The following is a 23,300-nucleotide window of genomic DNA, read 5'->3' on the forward strand; positions in this document are numbered from 1 at the left end:
CAAGGCGCATTCGGCGGCAGGCCGTCCCTGAGGAAGGTTTCGGCGCTGGCGGGATACCGGCGCAAATCGGCGGCCGTGCTCGCGATCATCAGCGTCGTCCACCAGTCGACCAGCAGGCCCTCGCCGGCGATCGTCGCGGCGGGATCCACCAGGTCCTTCCACTTCATCCTGGCGTGGCGGCGATGCGCCTCCTCCATGCCGGCGACGACGCCGGGCACCGCGATCGAGCCGGGCCCATGAATGTTGCGGTCGTCCTTCACCCGCGGCCAGGGGAACAGGTCGGAAGCCGCGCCTTGTCCCGTGATCGGATAGTCGGCAACGCGCAGGCTCTGCGGCGCGCACATGCCGTAGTCGATGACCTCGTAGCGGTTTTCCCTGGCGCGGTAGAGCACCATCGCACCGCCGCCGCCCATGCCGCTCATCCAGGGCTCCAGCACGTTCAGCGCGAAGGTGGTCGCAACGATCGCATCCACGCAGTCGCCGCCCGCCGCCAGCACCTCGGCGCCGACCTCGGCCGCCCGCCGCGATTGCGCGGCGACGATGCCGCCCCTGGATTTGACGGCAGGTTTACGGATGGCTTGGGTGCGGCTGAACTGGTGAGGCATGATGTCGTCTTGTGTGCTGCGTTGATATCGAGGCTCCGCGATTGGCGGAGCGCGCGGACAATGGCACATTGCGGCCAACGAGAACATCCAAAGGGAGGCGCGACATGGCAGGTGTGAAACAGGTGCGGGATGGCGCGGTCGGGGATCCTGACGCTCGACGAGCCGGCGAGCCTGAACGCGATGACGCCGGACCTGCTCGGCGCGCTCGCAGGCGCCGTTGTCGAGATGGCTGGGGATGAGGGCGTCCGCGCACTGATCCTTACGGGCGCGGGGCGCGGTTTTTGCTCAGGGCAGAATTTGAAGGCGTCTGAGGCGCTGGGCGAGGATATTGCCGCCGGCGTGATGCGCTTCTACTGGCCGGCCTTCAGAGCGTTGCGCGAGTGCCGCGTACCCGTTGTGGTCGCCGTCAATGGCGTCGCGGCCGGCGGCGGCTTTAGTCTGGCGATGGCCGGCGACATCATCGTCGCGGCGCGGTCGGCGAGCTTCATCCAGGTGTTCAGCCGCATCGCGCTGGTGCCCGATCTCGGCTCGACCTGGCTATTGCCGCGGCTGGTCGGCCGGCAGCGCGCGCTCGAACTGATGCTGCTGAACGAGCCGCTGACGGCGGAACGCGCCCAGGAGATCGGCCTGGTGCGGCAGGTCGTCGACGATGCCAAGCTGATGGACGAGGCGCTAGGTCTGGCCCGCCGCCTCGCCGATGGACCGACGCGCGCCCTGGTGGCAACGCGCGCGCTGGTCGAGGAGAGCGAACATGCGACCTACGAGGCGCAGTTCCGCCGCGAGATCGAGCTTCAGGCGGTGATCCGCAAGAGCGCGGATGCCATCGAAGGCCGCAATGCCTTCGTCGAGAAGCGCAAGGCGAAGTTTACGGGGCGGTGAGCTTGGACTACGCACCACACTCGTCATGCCCGGGCTTGACCGGGCATCCACGTCTTTGCATCCGCGCCACAAAAACGTGGATGGCCGGGACAGGCCCGGCCATGACGACGACGATAAGCAGGAATTCTAGAAGCCTAATCGCTCAGAGCGAGCGGTCCAGCCGGCTGGCCTGATGCTTGGCGCGCCATTTCGGGCCAGGCCCGCGCATGTAGTGCAACTCGGGGCGGTAGGGGTTGCCCGCCACGCGGATCAGCGTCTGCCATTTGGTGGCGACGAAAGTCAGGGGCTGGCGGAGCAGGCTCAGTGAAGGGAGCAACATGACATCACCTCAATGCGGCTTGCCGAGAATGGCGGTGAACGGGAGATCGAAAATCTCCTCGCCGTCATCGTCGCTGACATGGATGACCCAGTTGCGCCAGTCTTCGGCACCGGGCGTCTGGATCATCGAGTTCATGATCTGGGCGGCGCGGTCGCGTGCCTCGGTCAGATTGGCGACTGCGGCGCCATAGCGGTCGATCAGCGTGCCCTCGGTGTTGGAGCAGTGAAAGTAGACCTGAACCATAAGCGCCTCCTGTAGAAAGCGATCGGGACGGCAAATCGATACCACTCCAGGCATTCGCGAAACATTCGGGTTGAACCCGGTAAGGGAATTTACGGAGGTTGGTCGGCACGAATGTCATGACAGGTTTGATCACAGGCGGGTGATGACCAGCTGGACGGCGCCGGGGCGGCATGGAACAAGTTCGCCGGAAAGTCGGGGGGCACCGTGAACCAGTTCACATTCGGGAGCGAGCGCCGAAGCCTGCGCGTGTTTGCGGCGGCTGTCGTCGGAGCGCTGCTCGGCTTCGCCCCCGCTTCGTCGGAGCCGATCAGGAAGAGCGGCTATGCGATCAGCACCGACACTTGCGGCAGCGGCGATCTCGCTTTTCCCAGGATCCCGATCGACATGAAGGCGGGATTTTGCGCCGGCCTGGTTGCCAGCGAAGAGGATCGCCTGAAATTTCCGCGCTCGATCATCCAGGTGCCCGGCCGTGACCTGTTCGTGGTGGCCGACATGGGCGGTTGGGGTCATATCGACGGACGGTTGCTGCTGCTTGATCCGCGCGCGCCCCAAGGCCGGCGTTTCAAGGAAGTGCTGACCGGAGTCGAATATCCGTTCGGCCTCGCAATCGGTCCCGACAGGAAGCTCTACGCCTCGACCGCGGAGGCGATCTTCCGGTTCGATCCACTTGCGGACAATCCACGGAGCACGGTCGAGACCATCATCCGCCACATGCCCGGCCGCCGAATCACGCTGCCGGATGGCACCAGGCTCGACGAGAGCGCGCACCCGCTGAAGCAGTTCGTGTTCGACAGGAACGGCCGGCTGTTCGTCAATGTCGGCTCGCACAGCGACGATTGCATCACGCCATCGCCGATCACAAAGCCCTGTGCGGCTGCCGAAGGCGCCTCCGCCATGGCCGCGATCTGGTTGTTCACGCCACCCGCTGGCGGCGTCTTCCCGGCCTTGCCGGCTGGCGATCCCGATCCGCCGCACACCGTCTATGCGCGTGGCTTGCGCAATTCGATGGCGCTGGCGCTGCACCCGATGTTTCCGGATGCTGGCTACGCCTTGCTGCAGGGCGAGAACGGCCGCGACCTGCCCGACATCTTCGAGCCAAACGAGGAGATCAACGCGATCGAGCAGGGCAGGCACTATGGCTGGCCCTATTGCCACGACCTGTCGACGCCGAGCCCCGAATTCAAGCGCGTGCTGCAATCAGGAATCTACAAGTCGCTCTGCACGGCCAACGCGCTCTACAAGGAACCATTCTCGCTGCTGCCACCGCACGGCGCGCCGCTCGCGATGCTGTACTATCACGGCGGCAAATTCCCGGAGCTCGAAGGCAAGCTGCTGGTCGGCCTGCACGGCTATCGGCCGACCGGCAGCCGCCTGCTCGTCTATGACGTCGACGATCGCGGCTTCCCCAAACCTGCCCCGGCGCCGGTGCGCTATCACGTCAGTTGCGCCGCCGACCCGACCCGCAGCTTCCAGACCGATGCCGGCGAGGTCGCTGCGGCGCCGTTCGAGGAGCTGATTGCAGGCTGGCACCGCGTCAATGGCGCGCGGCCGCAAGGTGCGCCCGTCGGCATGACGGTCGCCGAGGACGGCGCGATCTGGCTGGTCGAGGACAAGAACAGGACCGTGATCCGCATCGACCGCGCAACGGGCGATGCGCCTCAGCCGCTCCCCTGCGACATGCGCAGCCAGGCCATGATCGACCAGCTCGCGGCCTTCGTCGCCAGGGACACGCAGAACAGCGCCCGGCTCACCACGCTGCGCAAGGGCCTCGTCGAGAAGCATTGCACCGGCTGTCACTCCGATTTCGGCCTGGCGCCGGGTCAATCGGAGATGGAGAAGGACGACGCCGCGCTCCGCTTCATGCTGTCGCAAGACGGCTGGATCTATCCGGGTGATCCCGACGCCGGCAAGCTGCGCACGCGGCTGCGCGGGCTGGGCGCGGAGAAGCTGATGCCGCCCGGCGGCGAGAGCCTGCCGAAGACCGAGCCCGGCTACAAACGTCTGCTGGATACGGCGGATCTGCTCGTCGCGAAAATGGTTCCGGGCACGCGGATGCGGATCAAGTCCGGTCCGCCACAGCGCAAGTTCTATGGCAGGACGAACAAGGAATGCGGCGAAATACCGGCCGCCAAGGTCGTTGTCGTGACACAAAGGAGCGCTGTAGACAAACCCGGCTTCAGCCGATTCTTCCGACCGGCCGATCCCTATCTGAATGGCGAGTGCACCGACGTCGATGGCTATTACATCCGGCAGGAATTTCTGGTGCCTGTGCAGTAGCATCCTTTTCTGCGTCGCGACCGGGCCCGCCCGCGCCGAGGTCAAGCTGTTCGAAAGCGCACAGGCGACGCCTGCGGGCGAATACACCCATGGCATCGAAGGGCCTGCCGCCGACCTCGACGGCAACCTCTTCGTGGTCAATCTCGGCAAGCCCGGCACCATCGGCAGGCTCCCGGCCGGCGGCGCGGCGTCGGAGCCGTTCACCGTGCTTCCCGCAGGCAGCGTCGGCAACGCCATCCGTTTCGATCGGAACGGCACCATGTTCATTGCCGACTACAAGAAGCACAACATCTTCGCGATCCCGAAGGGCGCGACCGAGCCGTCCCTCTGGTTTCACTCCGAGGAGATGAACCAGCCAAACGACATCACGATCGCGCGCGACGGCACGATCTATGCGAGCGATCCGAACTGGAAGGGCCGCGAAGGATACGTCTGGCGCATCGCGAAGAGAGCCGACGGTACGGTGCAGGGTCAGGTCATGGCCGCGCCGCGGGCGATGGGCACCACCAACGGCATCGACCTCAGCCCGGACGGCAAGACGCTCTATGTTGGCGAATCCAGCAGCGGCCAGATCTGGTCCTATGCGATCAGCGGCAACGAACTCACCGGCGCAAGACTCGTCAAGTCGTTTCAGCCCGACACCGTCGACGGTCTGCGCACCGACGTTGCCGGTCGTCTCTATGTCGCGCGCATTCTCAAAGGCACGATCGCGCTGATGAAGCCAAGTGGCGCCGTCGAGCGGGAGATCGCGCTGAAGGGCAAGGAGCCGACCAACCTCGCCTTTGGCGGCAGCGACGGCAAGACCGTCTTCGTCACCCAGCGCCAGGGTGGCTTCATCGAGTCCTTCCGCACCGACCAGCAGGGGCGGGAGCACTGTCTCCAGCGCGGGCGCTGCTAGAGCATGATCTGCTTCCGGCGCAGAGCCGCGCGCGCAGGTGCGGCATTCTTCTTGCTTGCATCTCGACGCCGCGGAGATCAAGACTTGCGTGGCACGTCAAAGGAATCTGCGACCACGGAGTATTGAGTGAAAGCCGTTCATACGGAGCTGCACCGCAGCCACGATCCGCAATTCTTCCTGGTTCGCGGTGTGGTCAAGCGCACCACCGAGCAGCCGGAGCGCGCCGACCGCCTGCTCAAGGGGTTGAAGGACGGCAAGCACCAACTGGTCGAGCCGACCAGGTTTGGGCAGGGGCCTCGCGCGCGCATTCACAGTCCGGAATATCTGTCGTTCCTGAGCGAAGCCTGGGACGCCTGGACCGCGCTCGGCGATTCCGGTCCGGAGATGATCGGCAACATCCATCCCGTGCGCCATGCCGCGACCTATCCGACCCACATCGTCGGCAAGCTCGGCTGGCACACCGCCGATACCGCGGCCCCGATCGGTCCGGGCACCTGGGCTGCGGTCTGTGCCGCAACCGACGTTGCGGTCACGGCGGCACAAATGGTGATGGACGGCGAGGATGCGACCTACGCGCTCTGCCGTCCGCCCGGCCATCACGCCTATCGCGACATGGCCGGCGGTTTCTGCTTCCTCAACAACAGCGCGATCGCCGCGGCGCATCTGCGGCAGAAGCACGAGCGCGTGGTGATCCTCGACGTCGACGTCCATCACGGCAACGGCACGCAAGGCATCTTTTATGCCCGGCCCGACGTCTACACGATCTCGATCCACGCCGACCCCGTCGCGTACTATCCCTACGTGTGGGGCTACGCGCATGAGCGCGGCGAAGGACCCGGCCTCGGCACCAATCTCAACATTCCCCTGGCCATCGGGACCGGCGATGACGGCTACATCCAGGCGCTGGACCTCGCGCGCAAGGCGATCGAGTCGTTTGCGCCGGGCGCCCTCGTCATCGCGCTCGGTCTCGATGCCTCCGAGCACGATCCGCTGAAGGGATTGGCGGTCACCACGCCCGGCTTCCGCCGCATCGGCCAGGCCATCGCGAAGATGGGGCTGCCGACCGTGTTCGTGCAGGAGGGCGGTTATCTCTCGGATATTCTCGGCGCGAATTTGACTTCGGTGCTGGCGGGGTTCGAACAGGCGCGCTGATTCTCGCCAAATGGCTCGCAATGACGGCGTGGATGATTGGGTGGTCCGACATATGCCCTGCGATCGCGGTTGCGTGAAATTGCGGAAAGACGCGCAGCCGCGGTGGCGTCATTCAGCCGCTTCCTGAAGCGGCCAGGCATGGCGGCTGATGGGAAGGCCGCCGTCCGCGCGGGAGCCATCGGCGATCGCGAGGCGATGCGAGGGCGATGGCGAGCACAGCGAGAAGCGCCAGCCGTCCGGATCGTCGGCGATGTCGGGCTTGAAGCTGATCTCGATGGCCTCGCCTGACACGCGCATCGCGAAGGCGTCGAGCGGCAGATTGAGCCCAAAGCCCCTGGCTTTCAGGTAGGCCTCCTTGAGCGTCCAATAGTCGAAGAAGCGCTCGATGGCCGCGGGCTCCGGCAGCCCGCGGAGCGTCTCGACCTCCTCCGGCGCAAAGAAACGAAGTGCGGTGGACAGCGGCGCGCCGCGCCGCGACACGGCTTCGACGTCGACGCCGACGGCCTCATGCCGCGACACCACGCAGGCAACGCAGCCGTCGGCATGTGACAGGCTGAAATGCAGCGCGCTCGATGTCTTGGGCGCTGCGACGAACGGTCTCCCATAGCGGCCCGCGCCAAACGACCAGTCGGAGGGCGCGACGTTGGAGGCGACCCGCGACAGCGCGAGGCGCAACATGGCGTGCGCGAAGATATACTGCCGTCGATGCCGCTCGAACATGAAGCGATCGGCCCGGCTCCGTTCGTCGACCGAGAGCAGGCCCCGGCACGCCGCGACCGCGCCCGGTGCGTCAATGGTCTCGATCAGCCCGACAAAGAGTTCGATTCTGTCGTCCGCCATCAATTGGGCCCATGGCGTCAGGCGAGGCCAAATCCCCGGTCCCGACGGAAGATTCTACTGCGCAAGACTCACCAAGAGGGTCATCCCTAACGGTCCACTCAGGCGAATTCTTGTCGATTTGCAGGCCGGTTTACAGGCGCAAGCTTGTGCGAGACACCAACTCGACCAGCCGAGCGGCTCAAGACCGAAAAACAAAATTCGAAAACTGAAGCTCGAAAGTTGAAGTCTGGAGATTCGCGCGGCGTCCCGGCCGGCGAATTTTACTTCTTCTTTTTCTTGGCGTTCTTCGACCCACCCAGCCTCGAGAGGCTGGCATCGACGTCCTTCAGTGCGGACTGAAGCTTCTTTTCTCGTCGGTCAGCAGCCTCCGGAGGGCCTTGCGGTCCTTGTCGCTCAACCAGGTGCCCTTGGTAAATTTGATGAAACCCACAACACTCCCCCGGTCGAAAATAATGTCCAAATCAAAACGCGGGAATAATCTTGCGCGGCGACGCCAAATAATCAAGACGCATCTTGATCATTCACAGCTTTGGCGCGCGTGAATTCGCACTCGTCCGCAATGTAACCCGCTCAGGCCCCAGTCGCTCCGTCCGCGTGGCCGCCGTGGCGCGACCGCCCCCGACGACCGCGTCGCCGACTGGTGGCGGCGCGCATCAGCCCCGATACCGCTGCGCTTTCGCGGCCTCGCGCAGGGGCTGCCGGCGGATGGCTAATACTTCGTTTCATTTTACCTTGATTGCGAATGCAAGTTTCCATCGCCTCCTATTGCCGCTATGAGTGCGACGTGATGGCCATTTGAGCGCGCTCCATGCATTCCGTTGCACTCCTGTCTGCCAGCTACGCCAAGGATATCGAACGCTTTTCGCTGCTCAGCGAGAGCATCGACACCTGGCTGACGGGATACACGCGGCATTATGTTCTCGTTAACGATGAGGACGTGCCGCTGTTCGAGCGTTTCGCCTCCGACAGGCGGGTCATCGTTCCGGCCTCGCGCTATTTGCCGAAATGGCTGTTCGCACTGCCGCCGGCGCTCCAGTTCATCAGCAAGCGGCGCGTCTGGCTGTCGCTGCTGTCGTCGCCGGTGCATGGCTGGCACATCCAGCAGATCCTCAAGATCGCCGGTGTCCTCAACGCGCCCGAGCAGCGCGTTTGCATCCTTGATTCGGACAATTTGTTTTTCCGCGAATTCGACGTCGGCCAATATGCCGGCGGCGAGAAGACGCCGCTCTTCGTCACGCGCAAGGCGATCGGCGCCGATCACCCGTTGCATGGCCTGTGGCTCCGCACCGTCGATCAGCTTCTGGGTATCGGGGAGCGCTCGTTCCCGGCAGACGACTATGTCGGCAACGCGCTGGTCTGGGACAAGGCTACGACGCGTGCGATGACCGACGCCATCAAGTCGGCGACGGGCTTGAGCTGGGCCCTGGCGCTGTGCCGGAAGAAGAAGTTCTCCGAGTATCTGCTTTACGGGAACTTCGTCGCGAACGCGCCGGAACATCTGGCGAGACATCGGATCACTGAAGACAGCATCGCGGTCGCGCACTGGGACGACACGCCCCTCGACCGCCCGGCCATCGAGGCGATGATGCGCGCGGCTTCGCCCGAGCAGGTCGCGCTCTGCATCCAGTCCTATTCGTCGACCTCGATCGACGACATCCGCGACGTATTCCGCCTCTCTTCGCGCGACCGTCGCGGTCCGAGCCTGGCTCCCGACCATATCGGCGAGGCGGCCGGGCTCGAGGTGCCAACGCGCGGCTGAGTTGCGCTCAAGCGTCCTTCGTGAATTTGCCGATGACGTCCATGAACGGCTTCGGCTTGAAGTCGCCGTCGAGCGGCAGGGGACGGTTCGGCTGCTTGTCCTTGCGGGCGAAGGTGCCGTTGATCCAGCTGTAACGGTCCGAGATGCCCCAGGTCAGGATCGAGCGCACCGGGCCGCTGGTCGAGATCGCGGTGAGGAGATCGTCGACGCGTTTGGCGACGATGGCGTCGCGCTCCGCCGGATTGCCCGTCAGCTTCTGGTCGTCGACGTCGAGCTCGGTGACGAGCACCTCCAGACCCCAGGAGCGCAGCTCGGTCACGAATTCGGCGAGTCCGTGCGTGTCGATCTCGAGTTCGGCGTGCAGATGCGATTGCAGTCCGACGGCGTGCAGCGGAACGCCCCGGTCGAGCAGGTCCATGATGAGGTCGCGATAGGCCGCACGCTTGGCAATGAACGAGTCCTTGGCGGACTCGATGTCATATTCGTTGATCGCGAGCTTGACGAAGGGATCGGCCGCAGCCGCCGTGCGGAACGCCAGCGGAATCCAACGCTCGCCGAGATGCTGCGTCCAGAACGTGTCGCGCCGGTCTTTCGGGCTGCGGGGGTTATCCGGAATCGGCTCGTTGACGACATCCCACGACGTGAGCTTGTCCTTGTAGTAGGAGACGACGGTGCCGATGTGGTCGAGATACGCGCGCTCGACGCCCTTGGTGTCCTTGATCTGCTTGGTCCAGTCCGGAATGTCGTGATACCAGGCGAGCGCGTGGCCACGCATGGTCAAATCGTTGTCTCGCGCGAAGTCGAGGATCGCGTCGGCGCGTTCGAAGGCAAACGTATGCGCGTCCGGCCGCAGCATCGGCCATTTCAGCTCGAGCACCGGCACCACCTGGGTGCAATAGGTGCTGATGGCCTCGCCGAGCCGTGGATCGGCTTGCAGGTCCCAGAGCGTGGCCGCAGCGCCAAAGCCCGGACGGCGCTGGGCGCGTTTCGACGCCGGCAGTGCGGACGCAGATGCGCCCGCCGCGAGGGCTGCGGCGCTGCCGAGGAGAAATTCGCGTCTGTCGAGCCCGGTCACGTTGGGAGGTTCCTTCTGCAACCAATGCGCCTTCGTACCAAGCGGCGCCTTGCACCGCCCGGGTTTCATGCCGTTGGGTTAACTCGTGCCGGAGGGGCCGCGTCAGCGGGTGTGGCGTCCGGGTCGCGGAAAACGCGGGGAACGTGCGGAAACATGGTTTCTTTCGGGTGATCGGTCCTCCCGTTCGGCACAGGGCAAATTTAACGCTATTGCGCGAAAGCGGCTTCAAGGCCTCATTCGCCGCCCGATCGGCAGACTTATGTGACACTCTTGAGAGATGCTGCGGCGCAATCCGTTCGCCCGCCAGGATCCAGTCGGATCAAACGTCGCCACACTCGCAAGACCGCTGCCGGTCCCGTGCTCGCATGCTGAACCGCCATTTCTCGATCTATCTGGTCGCCTACATCCTGCCCGCGGCGGTGGGCTTCTTCGCTGTCACGGCCTATACGCGGCTCCTAAGCCCGGCGGAGTACGGCGTCTATATCGTCGGCATCAGCCTTGCGGGCATTCTGGGTGCGATCTTCTTCGCCTGGATCAAGCTCTCGGTGTCCCGCTATCAGGCGATGTCGGCGGAGGTCGATTTTCGCGGCACGGCGATGGTCGCCTTCGCCCTCACGGTCGCGGTGCTCTGCGCCACCACTCCGCTGGTCTTCCTGTTCCGCAGCGACGTCAGCGTCGAGCTGCTGCTCGCCAGCATGTTCGTCGCGATCATGGCCAACGCGGTCGATGTCGGCCAGGAGTTCGAGCGCGCCAAATTGCGCCCCTACCGGTTCGCTGCGATCTCGATCGTGCGCAGCGTCTCCAGCGTCGGCTTCGGCCTGCTTGGCATCTGGCTCGGCTGGGGCGGATTGGGGCTGCTTGCCGCGTTTGGTCTGGGGTCGCTCGCCGGCATCATCCTGAACCTCGTCGGCGACCGCAGCAGGATCGCGCCGTTTCAGCGCAGCCAGTTCATGCAGCTGGCGCGCTACGGTCTGCCGCTGACGCTGGCAGGATTGTCCGTCGCCGTCTATTCGGCGTGCGACCGGCTCATTGTCGCCTATCTGCTCGGCAAGGATGCTGCCGGCATCTTCGGCGTTGCCGCCGACCTGCCGCGCCAGTTCATGGTCATGATCGCATCCAGCGTTGCCGCAGCGACCGTGCCGCTGGTGTTCCGGTCATTGTCCGAGAACAACAACGAGACGACGCGGGAGCGTCTGACCGAGAGCCTCGAGCTCCTCCTCGTCGTCGTGGCGCCCGTTGCGGTCTGGCTTGCCCTTGCGGCGGACCAGGTCGCCGGCACGCTCGTCGGCATCGACTTCCGCGCCGGCGTCTCGGCGCTGCTGCCGACGCTGGTGCTCGCCCGCTTCTTCGGTATCGCCAATCAGTTCTACGTGCAGATCAGCTTCCAGCTCGCCGAGCGGCCCTTCATGCTGGCGACGCAATCCTTTCTCACGCTGGTGATCAGCGTGATCCTGATGTTCGCGCTGATCGCCCCTTACGGCCTTCACGGCGCGGCGCTGGCGACGCTGGCGACCGAGGCGATCGGCTTCCTCGTTGCCGTCGTCCTGATGCATCGGGCCCACCCGGTCCCGTTCGAGATCAATCGCCTCGCCGGCGTTGCCGTCTCCGCAGCCGCGATGGCGGCCGCGATCCTGGTTGCGCGATCGCAAGCGGGCGGCACCGGCCTCGTGTCGCTGATCATCGTGAGCCTTGCCGGTGGCCTCGCTTACGCCACGGCGGCGTGGCTGATGAACGTTGCGAATGTGCGAACGTTGTCACTGCGCGTCCTGCGAACGTTCAACCGGAAGGCGCTGGGTGTCTAGTTGCGCGTCGTCGGGCGTGGCGGTCGGCAGACGTTGGCCCGGCAGCTAACCCGGACATTCTGCCGCAGCGATCGACGCCAGCTTCGGGCCAGCCTCGGCCGGAGCCCGCCTTCCGCCTGCGCGAACCGTCGTATATGAGAGATTTGTCGCCGGAACGTGCCGAATCTCGCCACAGACGGAACGTAAGGCGGCTGCGATTTCTTAATGCAATGATTCCAATCTGACGCGTGATCGACACAGGCGGACTGGCATTTCGACCGAGGATGGCATGAAAAACCGACTGACGACGGCGCAATCCACCGTAACGATGCGGCGTTGGGGCCTTCCCGGACTTGTGATGTTGACGGCGATGGTCGCGTTTGCCGCCCTGACCCCGGCCGGGGCGGCCAAGCAGGCGCGCCAGCCGGCCGAGGCGGTGGCGCCGCGCCAGGCCGGCGAGCCGATCATGGCGATCGTGTCGATCAAGAGCCAGCAGGTCACTTTCTATGATGCCGACGGCTGGATCCTGCGCGCACCGGTGTCGACCGGCACCACGGGACGCGAGACGCCGGCCGGCGTCTTCGCGATCATCGAGAAGGACAAGGACCACCGCTCGACCATGTACGACGATGCCTGGATGCCGAACATGCAGCGCATCACCTGGAACGGCATCGCGCTGCATGGCGGACCGCTGCCCGGCTATGCCGCCTCGCACGGCTGCGTGCGCATGCCCTTCGGCTTCGCCGAGAACCTGTTCGACAAGACGTATATCGGGATGCGGGTGATCATCTCGCCGCACGATGCGGTCCCGACCGATATCTCTCATCCCTCGCTGTTCGTGCCGAAGCCGGAGGCCATCGCGGCCGCGCCCGGCCGCGCCGACAAGCTCTCCGCCGAGGCCGAGGAGGCCATCCGGGCCGCCGATAGCGCCAAGAAGGCTGCTTCCGCTGCCGCCAAGGAAGCTGCCTCGCTCCCTGCCGTGCTGCGCAAGCTGGAGCGGCAGAAGGCCCGCGCAGATGCCGAGCTCGCCTTCGCCGACAAGACGCTCACGAACGCCAAAAACGATCAGGCCCGCGCCAGGGCCGAGGAGTTGCAGCAGAAGGCGGCGGCCAGGGCTGCCGACGCAGCGACGCAGCTCGACGCCGCAAAGGCGGCAGCGCAGCCGAAGCGCGATGCCGTGGCCGCGACCAAGGACGCCGCGAAGGCAGCAGCGACCCGAAAAGCTGAAGCCGTCAAGGCCGCGACCGACGCGAAGCTCGCGGGCGAGCCGGTCTCAGTCTACATCAGCCGCGCGACGCAGAAGCTCTACGTGCGGCGGAACACGCACAAGCCGGCGCCCGACGGCGGCGGCGAGGTGTTCGACACGAGCATCGAGGTCCCCGTCACCATCCGTAATCCCGACCAGCCGCTCGGCACGCATATCTTCACCGCGATGGCGAAGACCGATACGGGTCTGCGCTGGAGTGTGGTCACGATCGAAAACGGCGACGAGGCCCGGAACGCGCTCGACCGCATCACCATCCCGCAGGACGTGTGGGATCGCATCGGCCCGACGGCGTTGCCGCGCTCCTCGATCATCATCTCGGATGAGCCGCTGAGCAGCGAAACCAACTACCGGACCGAGTTCGTGGCGGTGCTGAGCGATCAGCCGCAAGGCGGTTTCATCACTCGCAAGCCGACCGCGCCGGCCATGATCGCGAGCGATGATGGCTGGGACAACGGCGGCAACGGCTTCGGCTTCTTCTTCCAGCAGCGAGATCCCTACGTCCAGCCGGTCAATCCGCGCCGGCGCAGCCAGTATCAGTACTATCAGCCGGCGCAGCCGATGCAGCGTGGCTTTTGGTAAGGGTGCACGGCGCTGAAGTCGCTTGCGAGGTAAACTACGGCTGCGCTGTGACCACAAGTGCCTGGATCTTGCCCTCGACCGGGCCGGACCCATGGCGCGTCCGGATCGCCTCGGCAACGATATCGGTTGCAGCCTGAAGCTTGCCGGCATCCCTTGCCTCGATCTCACTGCGCAGCGGCGTGCCCTGGCAGAGTGCGGTGGCGGCATATTCGGCCGACGGCGCGCGGCTGATTTCAGGTCGAGTTTCGATCGATATGTCACGGAAGCCCGCTTGTTCGAGGTCGCTTCTGATGACGGCCTTGTCGTAATAGCCGTGCGGCGTCCGGACCATGAAACGCGGCGGATCGTCGGGAAACAGCTTTTCGAGCGCGACCGTGGCTTCCTGCGTGAGGACGTTGTCCTCGATGCGATCCCAGACGTTGAAGACGAACGTGCCATCCGGCTTCAGGACTCGCTTCACCTCTCCGTATGCCCTGACGCGGTCCGGAAAGAACATCGCGCCGAACTGGCAGCAGACCACGTCGAACTCGGCGTCGCCGAAGGGCAGGGCCATTCCGTCAGCCTGGCGCCAAGCGATACGATCATCACCCGCCTGGCGCTGCGCGGCAACCGCGAGCATCGGTTCGTTCAGATCGGTCGCAACGTAGCGTATGCCGCGCGGCAGCGCCGCCGCCACGGCGCGCGTCACCGCGCCGGTGCCTGCGGCGATCTCCAGCAGGACGGAGGGCGAGAGCGCAGCGACGCGTCTTGCGATGTCGTCGGCGTAGACGGCAAAGATCATCGGCACGAGATATTCATCGTAGAGTCTGGGAATCGAGCCGGCGAAAACCTTGTCAGTGTCGGACATGCTCAGCCTCGCTGAAGGTTCGGACGCGGCCTCACGTTAGCATGATTTTCCCTTTGTTGCTCCGGCAACGACGCAAATCCTGCCGGTGATCGAGCCCTACGATCTCCGGCCGCCGACCTCGCGGATCGGCCGCGTGCCGTCCCAGTTCATCGCGGCCCGACGGACCTTCTCGAAGAACGGTCCCTTGGTGCCGCTGATGTCGGATATCTCGATCACCGTGCCCGGATGGGCCTGTGTGTCGAAATAGGCAAAGCGCCCCCTGTCGCCGCCGATCTGCCCCTCATGGCCGACCTCGTAACCGAGCCCGATCGCCTTGTCATAGAGCGCCTGGTAGTCGCTGCTCCAGTACGACATGTGCTGGAGGCCTTCATGCCCGGCGTCGAGAAACTCCTTGTAGAGCGAAGGCGCATCGTTGCGCTGCTGGATCAGCTCGATCTGGAGATCGCCGGAATTGGCGAGGGCAATGCTCATCTCGACGGCAGAATCCCGGCCGCGGTGGCGGAACCAATCGGTCTCGACCCGGTCCATGTAGTACCAGGGGCCGACCCCCATCACCTCGATCCAGTGCTTCATCGCGGCGTGGATGTCCCGCACCACATATCCGTTCTGGCGCACCGCGCCGAAGATGCGGCTCATGCCCGCGCTCCCGTTGTCGGCTTGCTCACTTGACCTCGATCCCGGCTTCCCTGGCAACCTGCTTCCAGGCTGCGATGTCGCGAGCATTGATATCACGCTGTTCCTCGCCGGAGACGAATTGCGGCGTGATGCCGAGCCCGAGCAGCTTGTCCTTCACGACAGTGTCACCGAGCGCTTCCTTGAGCGCCGCCGATAGTTTCTCCGCGATCGGCGGAGCGAGGCCCGCCGGAGCATACATCGCCCAGGACAGGCTGCGGTCGAATGGCACGCCCTGTTCCTTGTAGCTGGCGACATCCGGCAGGCTCGGCGAACGTTCGCCGCAGGCGGCCAGCGCCTTGATCGAGCCGTCCTTCACCAGCGGCGTCGCGGTTGCCATGTCGAGCGTCGCAAGGGCGATGTGGCCGCCGAGCAGATCGCCGGCGAGTTTCGCGATGCCGTTGAACGGCACGTGGTCCATCTTGATGCCGGTCTGCTGCATCAGGATCTCCGCACAGAATTGCCCGGTCGAGCCGACGCCCCAGCTGCCGTACTGGATCGGCTCTCCCTTCCCGGCCAGCGCGACCAGGCCCTTGATGTCATCGGCGGCAAAATTCCTGGTCGCGACCAGCATGATCGACGATGTGCCGACGCGGCCGATGGTCGTGAAATCCTTGATCGGATCGTAGGGCAGTTTTGGATAGATCGCGGGCGCCAGCACATGCGTGGTCATGCCGCCTACCGTGATGGTGTAGCCGTCATTTGGAGATGTCGCGACCATCTGCGTGCCGAGCGTTCCGGCAGCGCCGATGTGGTTCTCGATATAGATGCTCTGTCCGAGCGTCTTGCCCATCCTGTCCGCAAGCAGCCGGCCGACCACGTCGCCGCCGCCGCCGGCCGCATAGGGCAGCAGCATCTTGATCTTGCGGGTGGGGTAGGCGCCAGGATCCTCGGCGCGGGCCGGCAATGCCGCCGACAGCAATGTGAGCAATGAGAGCGTGACGGTCCTGAATTTCATGGTGTTTTCCCCAAATCCTCGAAGCAAAATCGATAGGCATCGCCGTGCCGGATCACGCGTCCCGCGGTCGGTGCGGGGAAATGGCCGGTGAGCAGGTAGCCCGGCGTGTCCGCAAGCTCCTCCAGCAGCGCCATTCGCGTCGCGAGCGCCGCGGCCGGATCGACGTCGGCGGCATTCGAGAGCCACGGCGCGGCGCACTGGATCGGATGATGGATGACGTCGCCGGACATCACCGCGTGATCGTGGCCGCCGTTGAGGTGGATCTGCATGTTGCCGGCCGTGTGCCCCGGAGCCGGCGCAAAGCGCAACGCGGCGTCGCGATCGTCGAACAGGCGATGATCGGTCTCGACGAGTTCGGCGAGCCCGGCCGCGACCACCGGCAGCACGGAATCCTGGAACGAGCCGTGGTTCACCGGGTTGTTCGGCGCGGCATTGTGCGCGGCCTCGAAATGGCGGTACTCGTCGCGTCCCATCAGATAGCGCGCATTGGGGAACGTCGGCACCCAGCGGCCGTCGAGAAGCCGCGTGTTCCAGCCGACATGATCGACATGCAGGTGCGTGCACATCACGAAGTCGACGTCTTCGGGCGCAACGCCGAACGCCCGCATGTTTTCGAGATACGGCTGGTTGAGATCGTTCCACGCCGGGACGCGCGGCCGGTTCTTGTGATTGCCACAGCAGGTATCGACGATCGCGGTCCAGCGCGGCGTACGCACGAGATAGGAGTGGTGGCTGAGAATGAAGCGGCCGGTCTCCGGCTCGATATAGCGGTGATCGAGCCAGTTGCGGTTCTCCGCGATCACCTCGTCGGTGACATTGGCGAACAGCCAGGTCTTGTCGAAGGCAAGCGAAGGGATCTCGCTGACGAGGTCGATCCGCATGCTGCCGATTCTGACCTGCCGCATGCTTTAGTTCTTCAGGAGATCGCCGAACGGCACCCAGCGCGTGCCGTCGAAACGGATCAGCTGAAGGCTCGTCATCGGCGTATGACGCTCAGGCGAATTGGTCACCGCGGTGCCGTTGATCAACATCGGCAGGCGCACGTCTTTCATGGTGGTCGCCTGCTTCATCACGTTGGCGCGGGTGAGGTCGTTGCCTGATGCCTTCAGCACCGTCACCAGCGTCTGCGCGATGGTGTAGCCGTAGACGTTGAGCCAGTCGCTCTTGTTGGCGTCCGGCATGTACTTGTCCATGAACGCCAGCCACTCCTTGTAGCCGGCATCGTCCTTTAGCGCGGGATCGGTCGCGTCCTTCAGGTACTGGCTGGAGATGACGCCGGTGGAATTGTCCTTGCCCGCCGGCTCCAGCACGCCGCTGATCGAGGCGGAGACGTTCGAGATGATGGTGACCGGCTTCCAGCCGATCTCTCCGATCTTGCGGATCGCCTGCGCCGCGAATTTCGGCGTCGCCGCGACGAGCACGACATCCGCGCCCGCGGTCTTCAGTTGCAGGATCTGGGTGTCCACGGTCGGCGCCGAGGTCTCGTAGGCTGCCCGCGCGACGATCGCCTCGCCGCTGCCGAGGCCTTCCTCCAGCGCCTTCAGATAGTCCTTGCCGAGATCGTCGTTCTGGTAGAGCACGCCGACCTTGGCATTGACGTGGCTCGCCTTGATGTATCTGGCGTAGGCGATCGCCTCGTCGCGATAGGTCGGCTGCCAGCCGACGGTCCACGGAAAATTCTTCGGGTCATCCCACTTGGCGGCGCCGGAGCCGAGGAACAGCTGCGGCACCTTGCGGTCGTTGAGATATTTGTGCACGGCGCTGTTGGTCGGCGTGCCGACGCCGCCGAAGATCAAGAGCACTTCCTCGCTCTCGACCAGCCGCCGGGTCTGCTCCACCGTCTTGGGCGGGCTGTAGGCATCGTCGGCAATGATCATCTGGATGCGCCGTCCGTTGACGCCGCCCTCGTCGTTCACCTTCCGGAAATAGGCCTCCGCCGATTTCGCGATCTGCGCGAACGCCGACACCGGGCCGCTCAGCGGCGCGGTGGTGCCGATCTTGATGGTCTTGTCATCGGCGCCGGGATCGTATTTCGCGCTTTGGGCCTGGGCGGTGCTTGCTGCAAGCAGCGGCAGAAGGATGCAGGCCGAGGCCAGGCGAAGGCGGGCAAGGCGCGCCATGAAAAGTCTCCCCAAAATTGCTCTCCGCTTCTCGATGGAGCGGAGTTGAAACGCGAGAACTGCGCCCGAAAGCGAACTCGCGGGCCGCGACCATTGCCGCCAGACTGGCGAAACGAACGATCGTTCGTGCGGTTGACTAGCGAACGATCGTTCGTTAGTCAAGCCGTCATGGCTGTCCACACCTCCAGCGCGGCGGAAGCGGCTGCGCCCACCACCCGCGAGCGCATCCTTTCCGAGGCGCTCAACCTGTTCGCGCAGAGCGGCTATGGCGGTGCCTCGATGCGCGAACTCGCGCGGCGCGTCGGCATCCGCGAGAGCAGCCTCTACAATCATTTCCCCGGCAAGGCCGCGATCCTGGAGGCGATCGTTGCCGAGCACGGGCCGGCAAGCTCGGCGAGCCGGCTCGAAGAGCCGCGCTACAAGCAGCTCGCGCGCCAGCCGGCCGCGTTCTGCCGGCAGTTCGCGCTCGACCTCGTCGAGCAATGGTCCGACCCGCGCGAGCACCAGTTCCAGAAGGTGATCACCGCCGAGCGCAACCGCGTTCCCGGTATCCGCGCCAAGTTCGCCGACCATTTCTACGCGCGCGAGCAGAGCATGATGACGGATTATTTCCGCGGCTTCGCGCTCGCCGGCCTGATCTCGACGCCCGATCCACGCGAGACCGCGCGGCTGTTCGCCGCCGGGTTGATCTACATCCGTCTCGAACATTACGTCATGGGCGCGGCGCCCTCGCCGCGCGCGAAGGTGATCGAGGCGATCGACCGCTATCTCGCATTCTTCCTGTCGCTGATCGCGGCAGGCAATGACGACGACAACAAGAAACGAAAGCCCAAGGGAGAAACGCGTGGCAAGGCTGCCCCTGATTGATCCGGAGACGACGAGCGGCGACATCCGCGTCTCGTTCGACCGCATGCCGGTCAAGCTCAACATCTTCCGCATGATGGCCCACGCCGAGGCCAACATGATCCCGGCGATGCGGCTCGGCAATTCGATCCTGCACAAGCAGAAGCTCAGTGCGGTCAATCGCGAGTTGCTGATCCTCCAGACCGCTCAGCTCGAAGGCGGCACCTACGAATGGCGCCAGCATGTGCCGATCGCGCTCGGCGTCGGCTGCACGCAGGCCCAGGTCGATGCCGTTGCGCGCGCAGATTACGACGCCGCCGCGCTGAGCGAAGCCGAGCGCGCGCTGCTCAAGTTCGGCCGCGAGGTGGTCGAGAACGTCCGCGTGCCCGAGGCGACCTTCGCCGGCGTGCGAAAGCACTTCAGCGACCAGGAGATCGTCGAATCCATCGTTGCGCTCGGCTTCTACATGATGATGGCGCGCCTGACCGAAGCAACCGAAACCGATCTCGATCCCGCCGCCGGCATGAAGGTCTATGACGGCGGCAAGAAATAGGACGGCTGAGATGGCGGAGACCGAGAGCAGGCCGGATCGCTACGTCCGCCCGCCGAGCGTGGAGTCGCTGGGCGAAGCGCCGGGCAGGGGCCGCCTGAAAGGGCGCCGCATCCTGGTCGTCGGCGGCGGCCAGCGCGTCTTCGACGCCGCCACCGACCCGATCGGCAACGGCCGCGCCATGAGCGTTCTTTGCGCACGAGAGGGTGCGAAGGTCGCGGTGGCCGATCTCAATCGCGCCTCCGCCGAACAGACGGTGAAACGCATCACCGATCAAGGCGGTGAAGCCTTTGCGATCGCGGCCGACGTCACGTCGGAAGCCGACGTTCTGCGCATGATCGAAGAAGCCCACGGTGCCATGGGCGGGCTCGACGGCATGGTGCTGAACATCGGCACCTTCGGCAGGGTCGGGCTCGACGCGATCAGTCCCGAGGAGTGGAACAAGATCTACGACGTCAACGTCCGCGGGCCGATGCTGTGCTGCCGCGCCGCGTTGCCGAAATTCGAAGATGGCGGCGCCATCGTCTTCATCTCCTCGATCGCCGCGCTGAAGGCCGGCTCGCAGATGGCGGTGTACGATTCCTCCAAGGCCGCGCTCGGCGGCCTGATGCGCAACATCGCACATCTCGGATCGCGCCGCGGCATCCGCGCCAATCTCGTCTATCCCGGCCTCGTCGACACTCCGAACGGCCGCGAAGCCGGCGCGGGCCGCCCCAACCGCGGCAAGGGGCATGTTCCCTTCGGCCGCCAGGCAACCGCCTGGGAAATCGCCTATGCCGTGCTGTTCTTCCTCTCGGACGAAAGCGTCTACATCACCGCGCAGACCCTCGCGGTCGATAGTGGCTTGAGCGGAATGTAGGCGCAGCTTCCTATCGCGCGTGCGATCGCGCGCGACAGACAAGATGGTCGAGCGAGATGCGCCCGGGTCCGTAAGCCATGAGGGCGAGCGCCATCGCGGCCCAGGTCAGGTGGATCGGCCAGCCATCGGGCACTGTGAGTTCGACGATCAGCGTCATGAGCAGCAGCCCAAGCGCCGCGAATCGCGTGCCTAGTCCCAGCACCAGCAGGATCGGAAACATGATCTCGCCAGAGCCCGACAGGAAGGCCATCACCGCCGGCGCCGGAAAGTGATAGGGCCCGCCCGGCAGATGCAGCATGAATTCGTCGCTGAACAGCGTCACGGCCGTGTCGTTCAGCCTCAGGAAGCCGCCCCATTTGAGCATGCCCGAGCGCCAGAACGGTACGGCCAGCGCGAGGCGCAGCACGAGTTGGACGAGCGATGGCGTCGCGAGCGTCTGCACCAGATGATTGGCTCTGTCGATGAGCGCTCCGGGCGACGGCAGGCCGCTGTCGGTGGCCATGTGCTGGTCCGTGATCATGTTGGGTCTCCAGAGGCGAACGAGGTGAAGGCGCCGGCTTCGATCAGCCCGGCAATGTTCGCGGCGATGTCGAATTGGCTTGAAGCTTCCAGGGCCGACGCCGCGGCCTCGCCGAGTGGCCGTCCCGAGATCAGGCTGCTCGCGAACACCGCTCCGCCGGGCGGAAGCCGGCGCACGGTGACCTCGAACTCCGGCCGCGTGATCAGGGCATGTTCCGGCGTGGAGGCATCGATCCGCATGACCGGTGCATCGTCGCGGTTGGCGGCAAAGATCGTCACTGCGGCGTAGTCCGAACGCAAGCAATACGCGGCCGGGTGCGGAGTGAACACCAGATCGGCCAAACGATCGGGCGTCACCGCCGACAGCCGGGCCGGCGACAGCGGGGACGCGTCGGCGGCGTGATAGGCATCGAGCCAGGCGCGTTCGATGCGGGCGACGTCGGGAAGCCAGGGCATGGCCTGCGCATGCTCATACCGCGCGATGAACTCGGGGAAATCGCGGCCGTACTCGAACAGCAGCGGCGAGGTCGGCGGATTGCTGCGCACGTGAAAGCGTGCCATGGCGCGGAAGAAGTCGGTGCCGGTGATGCGCTGCACCGCCGGATAGATCGCGGCGAGTGCGTCGATCAGGCTGACGGTGACGTTGTTGCGGTAGACGTCATAGCGTCGGCCGGCGGCCTTGCCGTTCGGACCGGTCACGACCTCGGGCGTGCTGCGCGCCGGATCCAGCAGTGCCGGCGCGAACGAAGCGGCGAAGGACAAGTCTGCTTCAGGCGGCATGACGGTCTCCCGCCGGCACGGCGGACTGCTGACGGTCGAGGATCGCCTGGGCCGCAGAGGCTTCCGCTTGCAGGATCGGCCAATCCGGAATCTTGCTGTCCCATTCGATCAGCGTCGGTACCGCGCCGCGGCGCCGGATCACGATCTCGTAGAGCTTCCAGACGGCGTCCGCGACCGGGCCGTCGTGGCTGTCGATCAACAGCAGATCGCCTTCGTCGTCGGCCTGCTCGGCATGGCCCGCGAGATGGATTTCCTCGACGCGCGACAGCGGAAACTCCGCAAGATACTCGAGCGCCGAGAATCCCTGATTGGTTGCGGAGACGAACACGTTGTTGACGTCGAGCAGCAGGCCGCAGCCGGTGCGCTCGGCAACGGCGCGGATGAATTCGGTCTCGCGCATCGAGGAGTCGCGGAAGGCGACATAGGTCGATGGGTTTTCCAGCAGCAGCGGACGGCGGATCGCCTCCTGCACCTGGTCGATGTGATCGCAGACGCAAGCCAGCGTCGCCTCGGTATAGGGCAGGGGCAACAGATCGTTGAAGAAGCTGGTCTCATGCGTCGACCAAGCGAGATGTTCGGAGACCAGCGCCGGCTGATAGCGCGCAACCAGGCCGCGGAAGCGCGCCAGATGCGCCTTGTCGAGCGCTCGGGGTCCGCCGATCGACATGCAGACGCCATGCAGCGACAGGGGATGGTCGCGGCGGATCGCCTCCAGCGCCCGATGAGGCGGACCGCCATCTCCCATGTAGTTCTCGGCGTGGACCTCGAAGAAGCCACGCCGAGGTCCGGCCTCGAGGATATCAGGGAGATGCGCGGGCTTGAAGCTCGTCCCGGCGACGCCGCCGACGGGGAGCGAGAAGCGAAGCGGCATGGCTGCTGGTCGGGTCGGCTGGATCACCGTGCTCATCGTGCTGCTCCGTTCGCGCTTGCTGGCGACGTCACGCCGGCCGTCAGACCGGCTTGAGCGAACCCTTCTTGCCGCCCGGCAGCTGGATGCTGGTGCAGGTGCCGCCCTGCACGAATTTCCAGGCGTTGCCCTGGAAGTCGACGGTCGAGGTGCCCTGGCAGGTCGTGCCCGGACCCGCCGCGCAATCGTTCTGGCCTTTCAGCGCGACGCCGAAGCACTTCTCCTTCTTGGCGGCGACGGCCGCGTCGGCTTCGGCCTTGGTCAGCGGACCGGCGGCGGCGAGGGTCGCGAGCGCGGTCGATACGGCGCCGGCGAGGACGAGCGAGGTGACGGCATGTTTGGCAGACATCGAATTCTCCTGTTCGAGATGGCATCGCCTGGCAGGCGATGCCCGCAAGGTCCCTTTCGTTGCGCGCACAGCCCGCGTTACAGCGGGCTGCTCACGAACCCGTGAGACCGGTTGGATCGGGCGCACCGCCGGTGCGCTTGGGGTGGTATTTGCAGGCAGGCGTCCGCTCGAGGCCAATGCCTTGGGTCTATCGAGACGGTAGCCACCGGGCATTGGCGGCCC

General features: G+C 65.2%; 23 protein-coding genes and 1 pseudogene. 10 read left to right on the top strand and 14 right to left on the bottom strand.

Annotated elements, in window-relative coordinates:
• The coding region (locus IC50_RS14435) for a gamma-glutamyltransferase (RefSeq protein ID WP_035705449.1) at positions 1-605 on the bottom strand (605 nt) is incomplete at its 3' end.
• Between the two features lie 104 nt (positions 606-709).
• Between IC50_RS14435 and IC50_RS14440 the strand changes: the two are divergent.
• Positions 710-1,484 (top strand): annotated as a pseudogene (locus IC50_RS14440) (enoyl-CoA hydratase-related protein).
• Positions 1,485-1,626: 142 nt separating this feature from the next.
• Here the strand turns inward: IC50_RS14440 and IC50_RS42470 are convergent.
• Both IC50_RS42470 and IC50_RS14445 read right to left on the bottom strand, forming a co-directional pair.
• The gene (locus IC50_RS42470) at positions 1,627-1,803 is read right to left on the bottom strand and encodes a hypothetical protein (protein WP_193374123.1); all 177 of its coding nucleotides are present in this window, start codon (positions 1,801-1,803) and stop codon (positions 1,627-1,629) included.
• Between the two features lie 9 nt (positions 1,804-1,812).
• The gene (locus IC50_RS14445) at positions 1,813-2,046 is read right to left on the bottom strand and encodes a DUF6894 family protein (protein ID WP_035705455.1); all 234 of its coding nucleotides are present in this window, start codon (positions 2,044-2,046) and stop codon (positions 1,813-1,815) included.
• Positions 2,047-2,250: 204 nt separating this feature from the next.
• Between IC50_RS14445 and IC50_RS14450 the strand changes: the two genes are divergently transcribed.
• From IC50_RS14450 to IC50_RS14460, 3 genes are all read left to right on the top strand, one after another.
• Positions 2,251-4,323, top strand: coding sequence for a PQQ-dependent sugar dehydrogenase (locus IC50_RS14450; RefSeq protein ID WP_035705458.1), 2,073 nt, complete (start codon positions 2,251-2,253; stop codon positions 4,321-4,323).
• Entirely contained in the window at positions 4,280-5,221 is a 942-nt protein-coding gene (locus IC50_RS14455; protein ID WP_035705461.1) for an SMP-30/gluconolactonase/LRE family protein, read from the top strand. The genes IC50_RS14450 and IC50_RS14455 overlap by 44 nt, the downstream gene beginning before the upstream one ends.
• A 126-nt stretch (positions 5,222-5,347) precedes the next feature.
• Positions 5,348-6,373: a histone deacetylase family protein gene (locus IC50_RS14460; protein ID WP_035705463.1), complete on the top strand. Its 1,026-nt coding sequence runs from the start codon at positions 5,348-5,350 to the stop codon at positions 6,371-6,373.
• A gap of 108 nt (positions 6,374-6,481) precedes the next feature.
• On the opposite strand, the gene IC50_RS14465 is transcribed toward IC50_RS14460, so the two are convergent.
• On the bottom strand, positions 6,482-7,213 hold the full coding sequence (locus tag IC50_RS14465; RefSeq protein ID WP_035705465.1) for a 4'-phosphopantetheinyl transferase family protein: 732 nt from the start codon (positions 7,211-7,213) through the stop codon (positions 6,482-6,484).
• An 808-nt stretch (positions 7,214-8,021) separates the two neighbouring features.
• On the opposite strand from IC50_RS14465, the gene IC50_RS14470 reads away from it, so the two are divergent.
• Entirely contained in the window at positions 8,022-8,972 is a 951-nt protein-coding gene (locus IC50_RS14470; protein WP_035705468.1) for a DUF6492 family protein, read from the top strand.
• A 7-nt stretch (positions 8,973-8,979) separates the two neighbouring features.
• Here the strand turns inward: IC50_RS14470 and IC50_RS14475 are convergent, their stop codons facing one another.
• Positions 8,980-10,047, bottom strand: coding sequence for an endo-1,4-beta-xylanase (locus IC50_RS14475; protein ID WP_035705513.1), 1,068 nt, complete (start codon positions 10,045-10,047; stop codon positions 8,980-8,982).
• A 365-nt stretch (positions 10,048-10,412) separates the two neighbouring features.
• Between IC50_RS14475 and IC50_RS14480 the strand changes: the two genes are divergently transcribed.
• Together IC50_RS14480 and IC50_RS14485 are read left to right on the top strand one after the other, a co-directional pair.
• Complete coding sequence (locus IC50_RS14480; RefSeq protein ID WP_035705471.1) at positions 10,413-11,849, top strand: lipopolysaccharide biosynthesis protein; 1,437 nt, start codon at positions 10,413-10,415, stop codon at positions 11,847-11,849.
• A 268-nt stretch (positions 11,850-12,117) separates the two neighbouring features.
• Positions 12,118-13,674 carry a L,D-transpeptidase gene (locus tag IC50_RS14485; protein ID WP_035705474.1) on the top strand — a complete coding sequence of 519 codons (1,557 nt, stop codon included), beginning with the start codon at positions 12,118-12,120 and terminating at the stop codon, positions 13,672-13,674.
• 34 nt (positions 13,675-13,708) lie between these two features.
• Here IC50_RS14485 and IC50_RS14490 read toward each other — a convergent pair whose 3' ends face one another.
• The 5 genes from IC50_RS14490 to IC50_RS14510 all read right to left on the bottom strand — a co-directional run bounded on the left by IC50_RS14490 (position 13,709) and on the right by IC50_RS14510 (position 18,271).
• On the bottom strand, positions 13,709-14,521 hold the full coding sequence (locus IC50_RS14490) for a class I SAM-dependent methyltransferase (protein WP_035705477.1): 813 nt from the start codon (positions 14,519-14,521) through the stop codon (positions 13,709-13,711).
• Positions 14,522-14,617: 96 nt separating this feature from the next.
• Positions 14,618-15,157, bottom strand: coding sequence for a VOC family protein (locus IC50_RS14495; RefSeq protein WP_035705480.1), 540 nt, complete (start codon positions 15,155-15,157; stop codon positions 14,618-14,620).
• 25 nt (positions 15,158-15,182) lie between these two features.
• Positions 15,183-16,151 carry a Bug family tripartite tricarboxylate transporter substrate binding protein gene (locus tag IC50_RS14500; RefSeq protein ID WP_035705483.1) on the bottom strand — a complete coding sequence of 323 codons (969 nt, stop codon included), beginning with the start codon at positions 16,149-16,151 and terminating at the stop codon, positions 15,183-15,185.
• Entirely contained in the window at positions 16,148-17,056 is a 909-nt protein-coding gene (locus tag IC50_RS14505) for an MBL fold metallo-hydrolase (RefSeq protein ID WP_035705486.1), read from the bottom strand. The genes IC50_RS14500 and IC50_RS14505 overlap by 4 nt, the downstream gene beginning before the upstream one ends.
• Positions 17,057-17,059: 3 nt before the next feature.
• Complete coding sequence (locus tag IC50_RS14510; RefSeq protein WP_035705490.1) at positions 17,060-18,271, bottom strand: ABC transporter substrate-binding protein; 1,212 nt, start codon at positions 18,269-18,271, stop codon at positions 17,060-17,062.
• A 168-nt stretch (positions 18,272-18,439) separates the two neighbouring features.
• On the opposite strand from IC50_RS14510, the gene IC50_RS14515 reads away from it, so the two are divergent.
• From IC50_RS14515 to IC50_RS14525, 3 genes are read left to right on the top strand one after another with little or no spacing between them, the layout of a single operon-like run.
• Positions 18,440-19,138, top strand: coding sequence for a TetR/AcrR family transcriptional regulator (locus tag IC50_RS14515; RefSeq protein ID WP_035705493.1), 699 nt, complete (start codon positions 18,440-18,442; stop codon positions 19,136-19,138).
• Positions 19,116-19,667 carry a carboxymuconolactone decarboxylase family protein gene (locus tag IC50_RS14520; RefSeq protein ID WP_035705496.1) on the top strand — a complete coding sequence of 184 codons (552 nt, stop codon included), beginning with the start codon at positions 19,116-19,118 and terminating at the stop codon, positions 19,665-19,667. The genes IC50_RS14515 and IC50_RS14520 overlap by 23 nt, the downstream gene beginning before the upstream one ends.
• Before the next feature lie 10 nt (positions 19,668-19,677).
• Positions 19,678-20,523 carry an SDR family NAD(P)-dependent oxidoreductase gene (locus IC50_RS14525; protein ID WP_035705499.1) on the top strand — a complete coding sequence of 282 codons (846 nt, stop codon included), beginning with the start codon at positions 19,678-19,680 and terminating at the stop codon, positions 20,521-20,523.
• Positions 20,524-20,533: 10 nt separating this feature from the next.
• Here the strand turns inward: IC50_RS14525 and IC50_RS14530 are convergent, their stop codons facing one another.
• The 4 genes from IC50_RS14530 to IC50_RS14545 are packed head-to-tail and all read right to left on the bottom strand — an operon-like array spanning position 20,534 to position 23,078.
• Positions 20,534-21,043, bottom strand: a complete 510-nt coding sequence (locus IC50_RS14530) for a DoxX family protein (protein WP_035705502.1) — start codon at positions 21,041-21,043, stop codon at positions 20,534-20,536.
• Positions 21,040-21,822 (bottom strand): HvfC/BufC N-terminal domain-containing protein, encoded by a 783-nt coding sequence (locus IC50_RS14535; RefSeq protein WP_035705505.1) that lies wholly within the window; start codon positions 21,820-21,822, stop codon positions 21,040-21,042. The genes IC50_RS14530 and IC50_RS14535 overlap by 4 nt, the downstream gene beginning before the upstream one ends.
• Positions 21,812-22,729 carry an MNIO family bufferin maturase gene (gene bufB / locus IC50_RS14540; protein ID WP_035705507.1) on the bottom strand — a complete coding sequence of 306 codons (918 nt, stop codon included), beginning with the start codon at positions 22,727-22,729 and terminating at the stop codon, positions 21,812-21,814. Before bufB ends, IC50_RS14535 begins: the two co-directional genes overlap by 11 nt.
• Positions 22,730-22,772: 43 nt before the next feature.
• The gene (locus IC50_RS14545) at positions 22,773-23,078 is read right to left on the bottom strand and encodes a BufA1 family periplasmic bufferin-type metallophore (protein WP_035705510.1); all 306 of its coding nucleotides are present in this window, start codon (positions 23,076-23,078) and stop codon (positions 22,773-22,775) included.
• Between the last annotated feature and the right edge of the window lie 222 nt (positions 23,079-23,300).

Source organism: Bradyrhizobium genomosp. I (2014) (assembly GCF_000261685.1).
Taxonomy (GTDB): domain Bacteria; phylum Pseudomonadota; class Alphaproteobacteria; order Rhizobiales; family Xanthobacteraceae; genus Bradyrhizobium.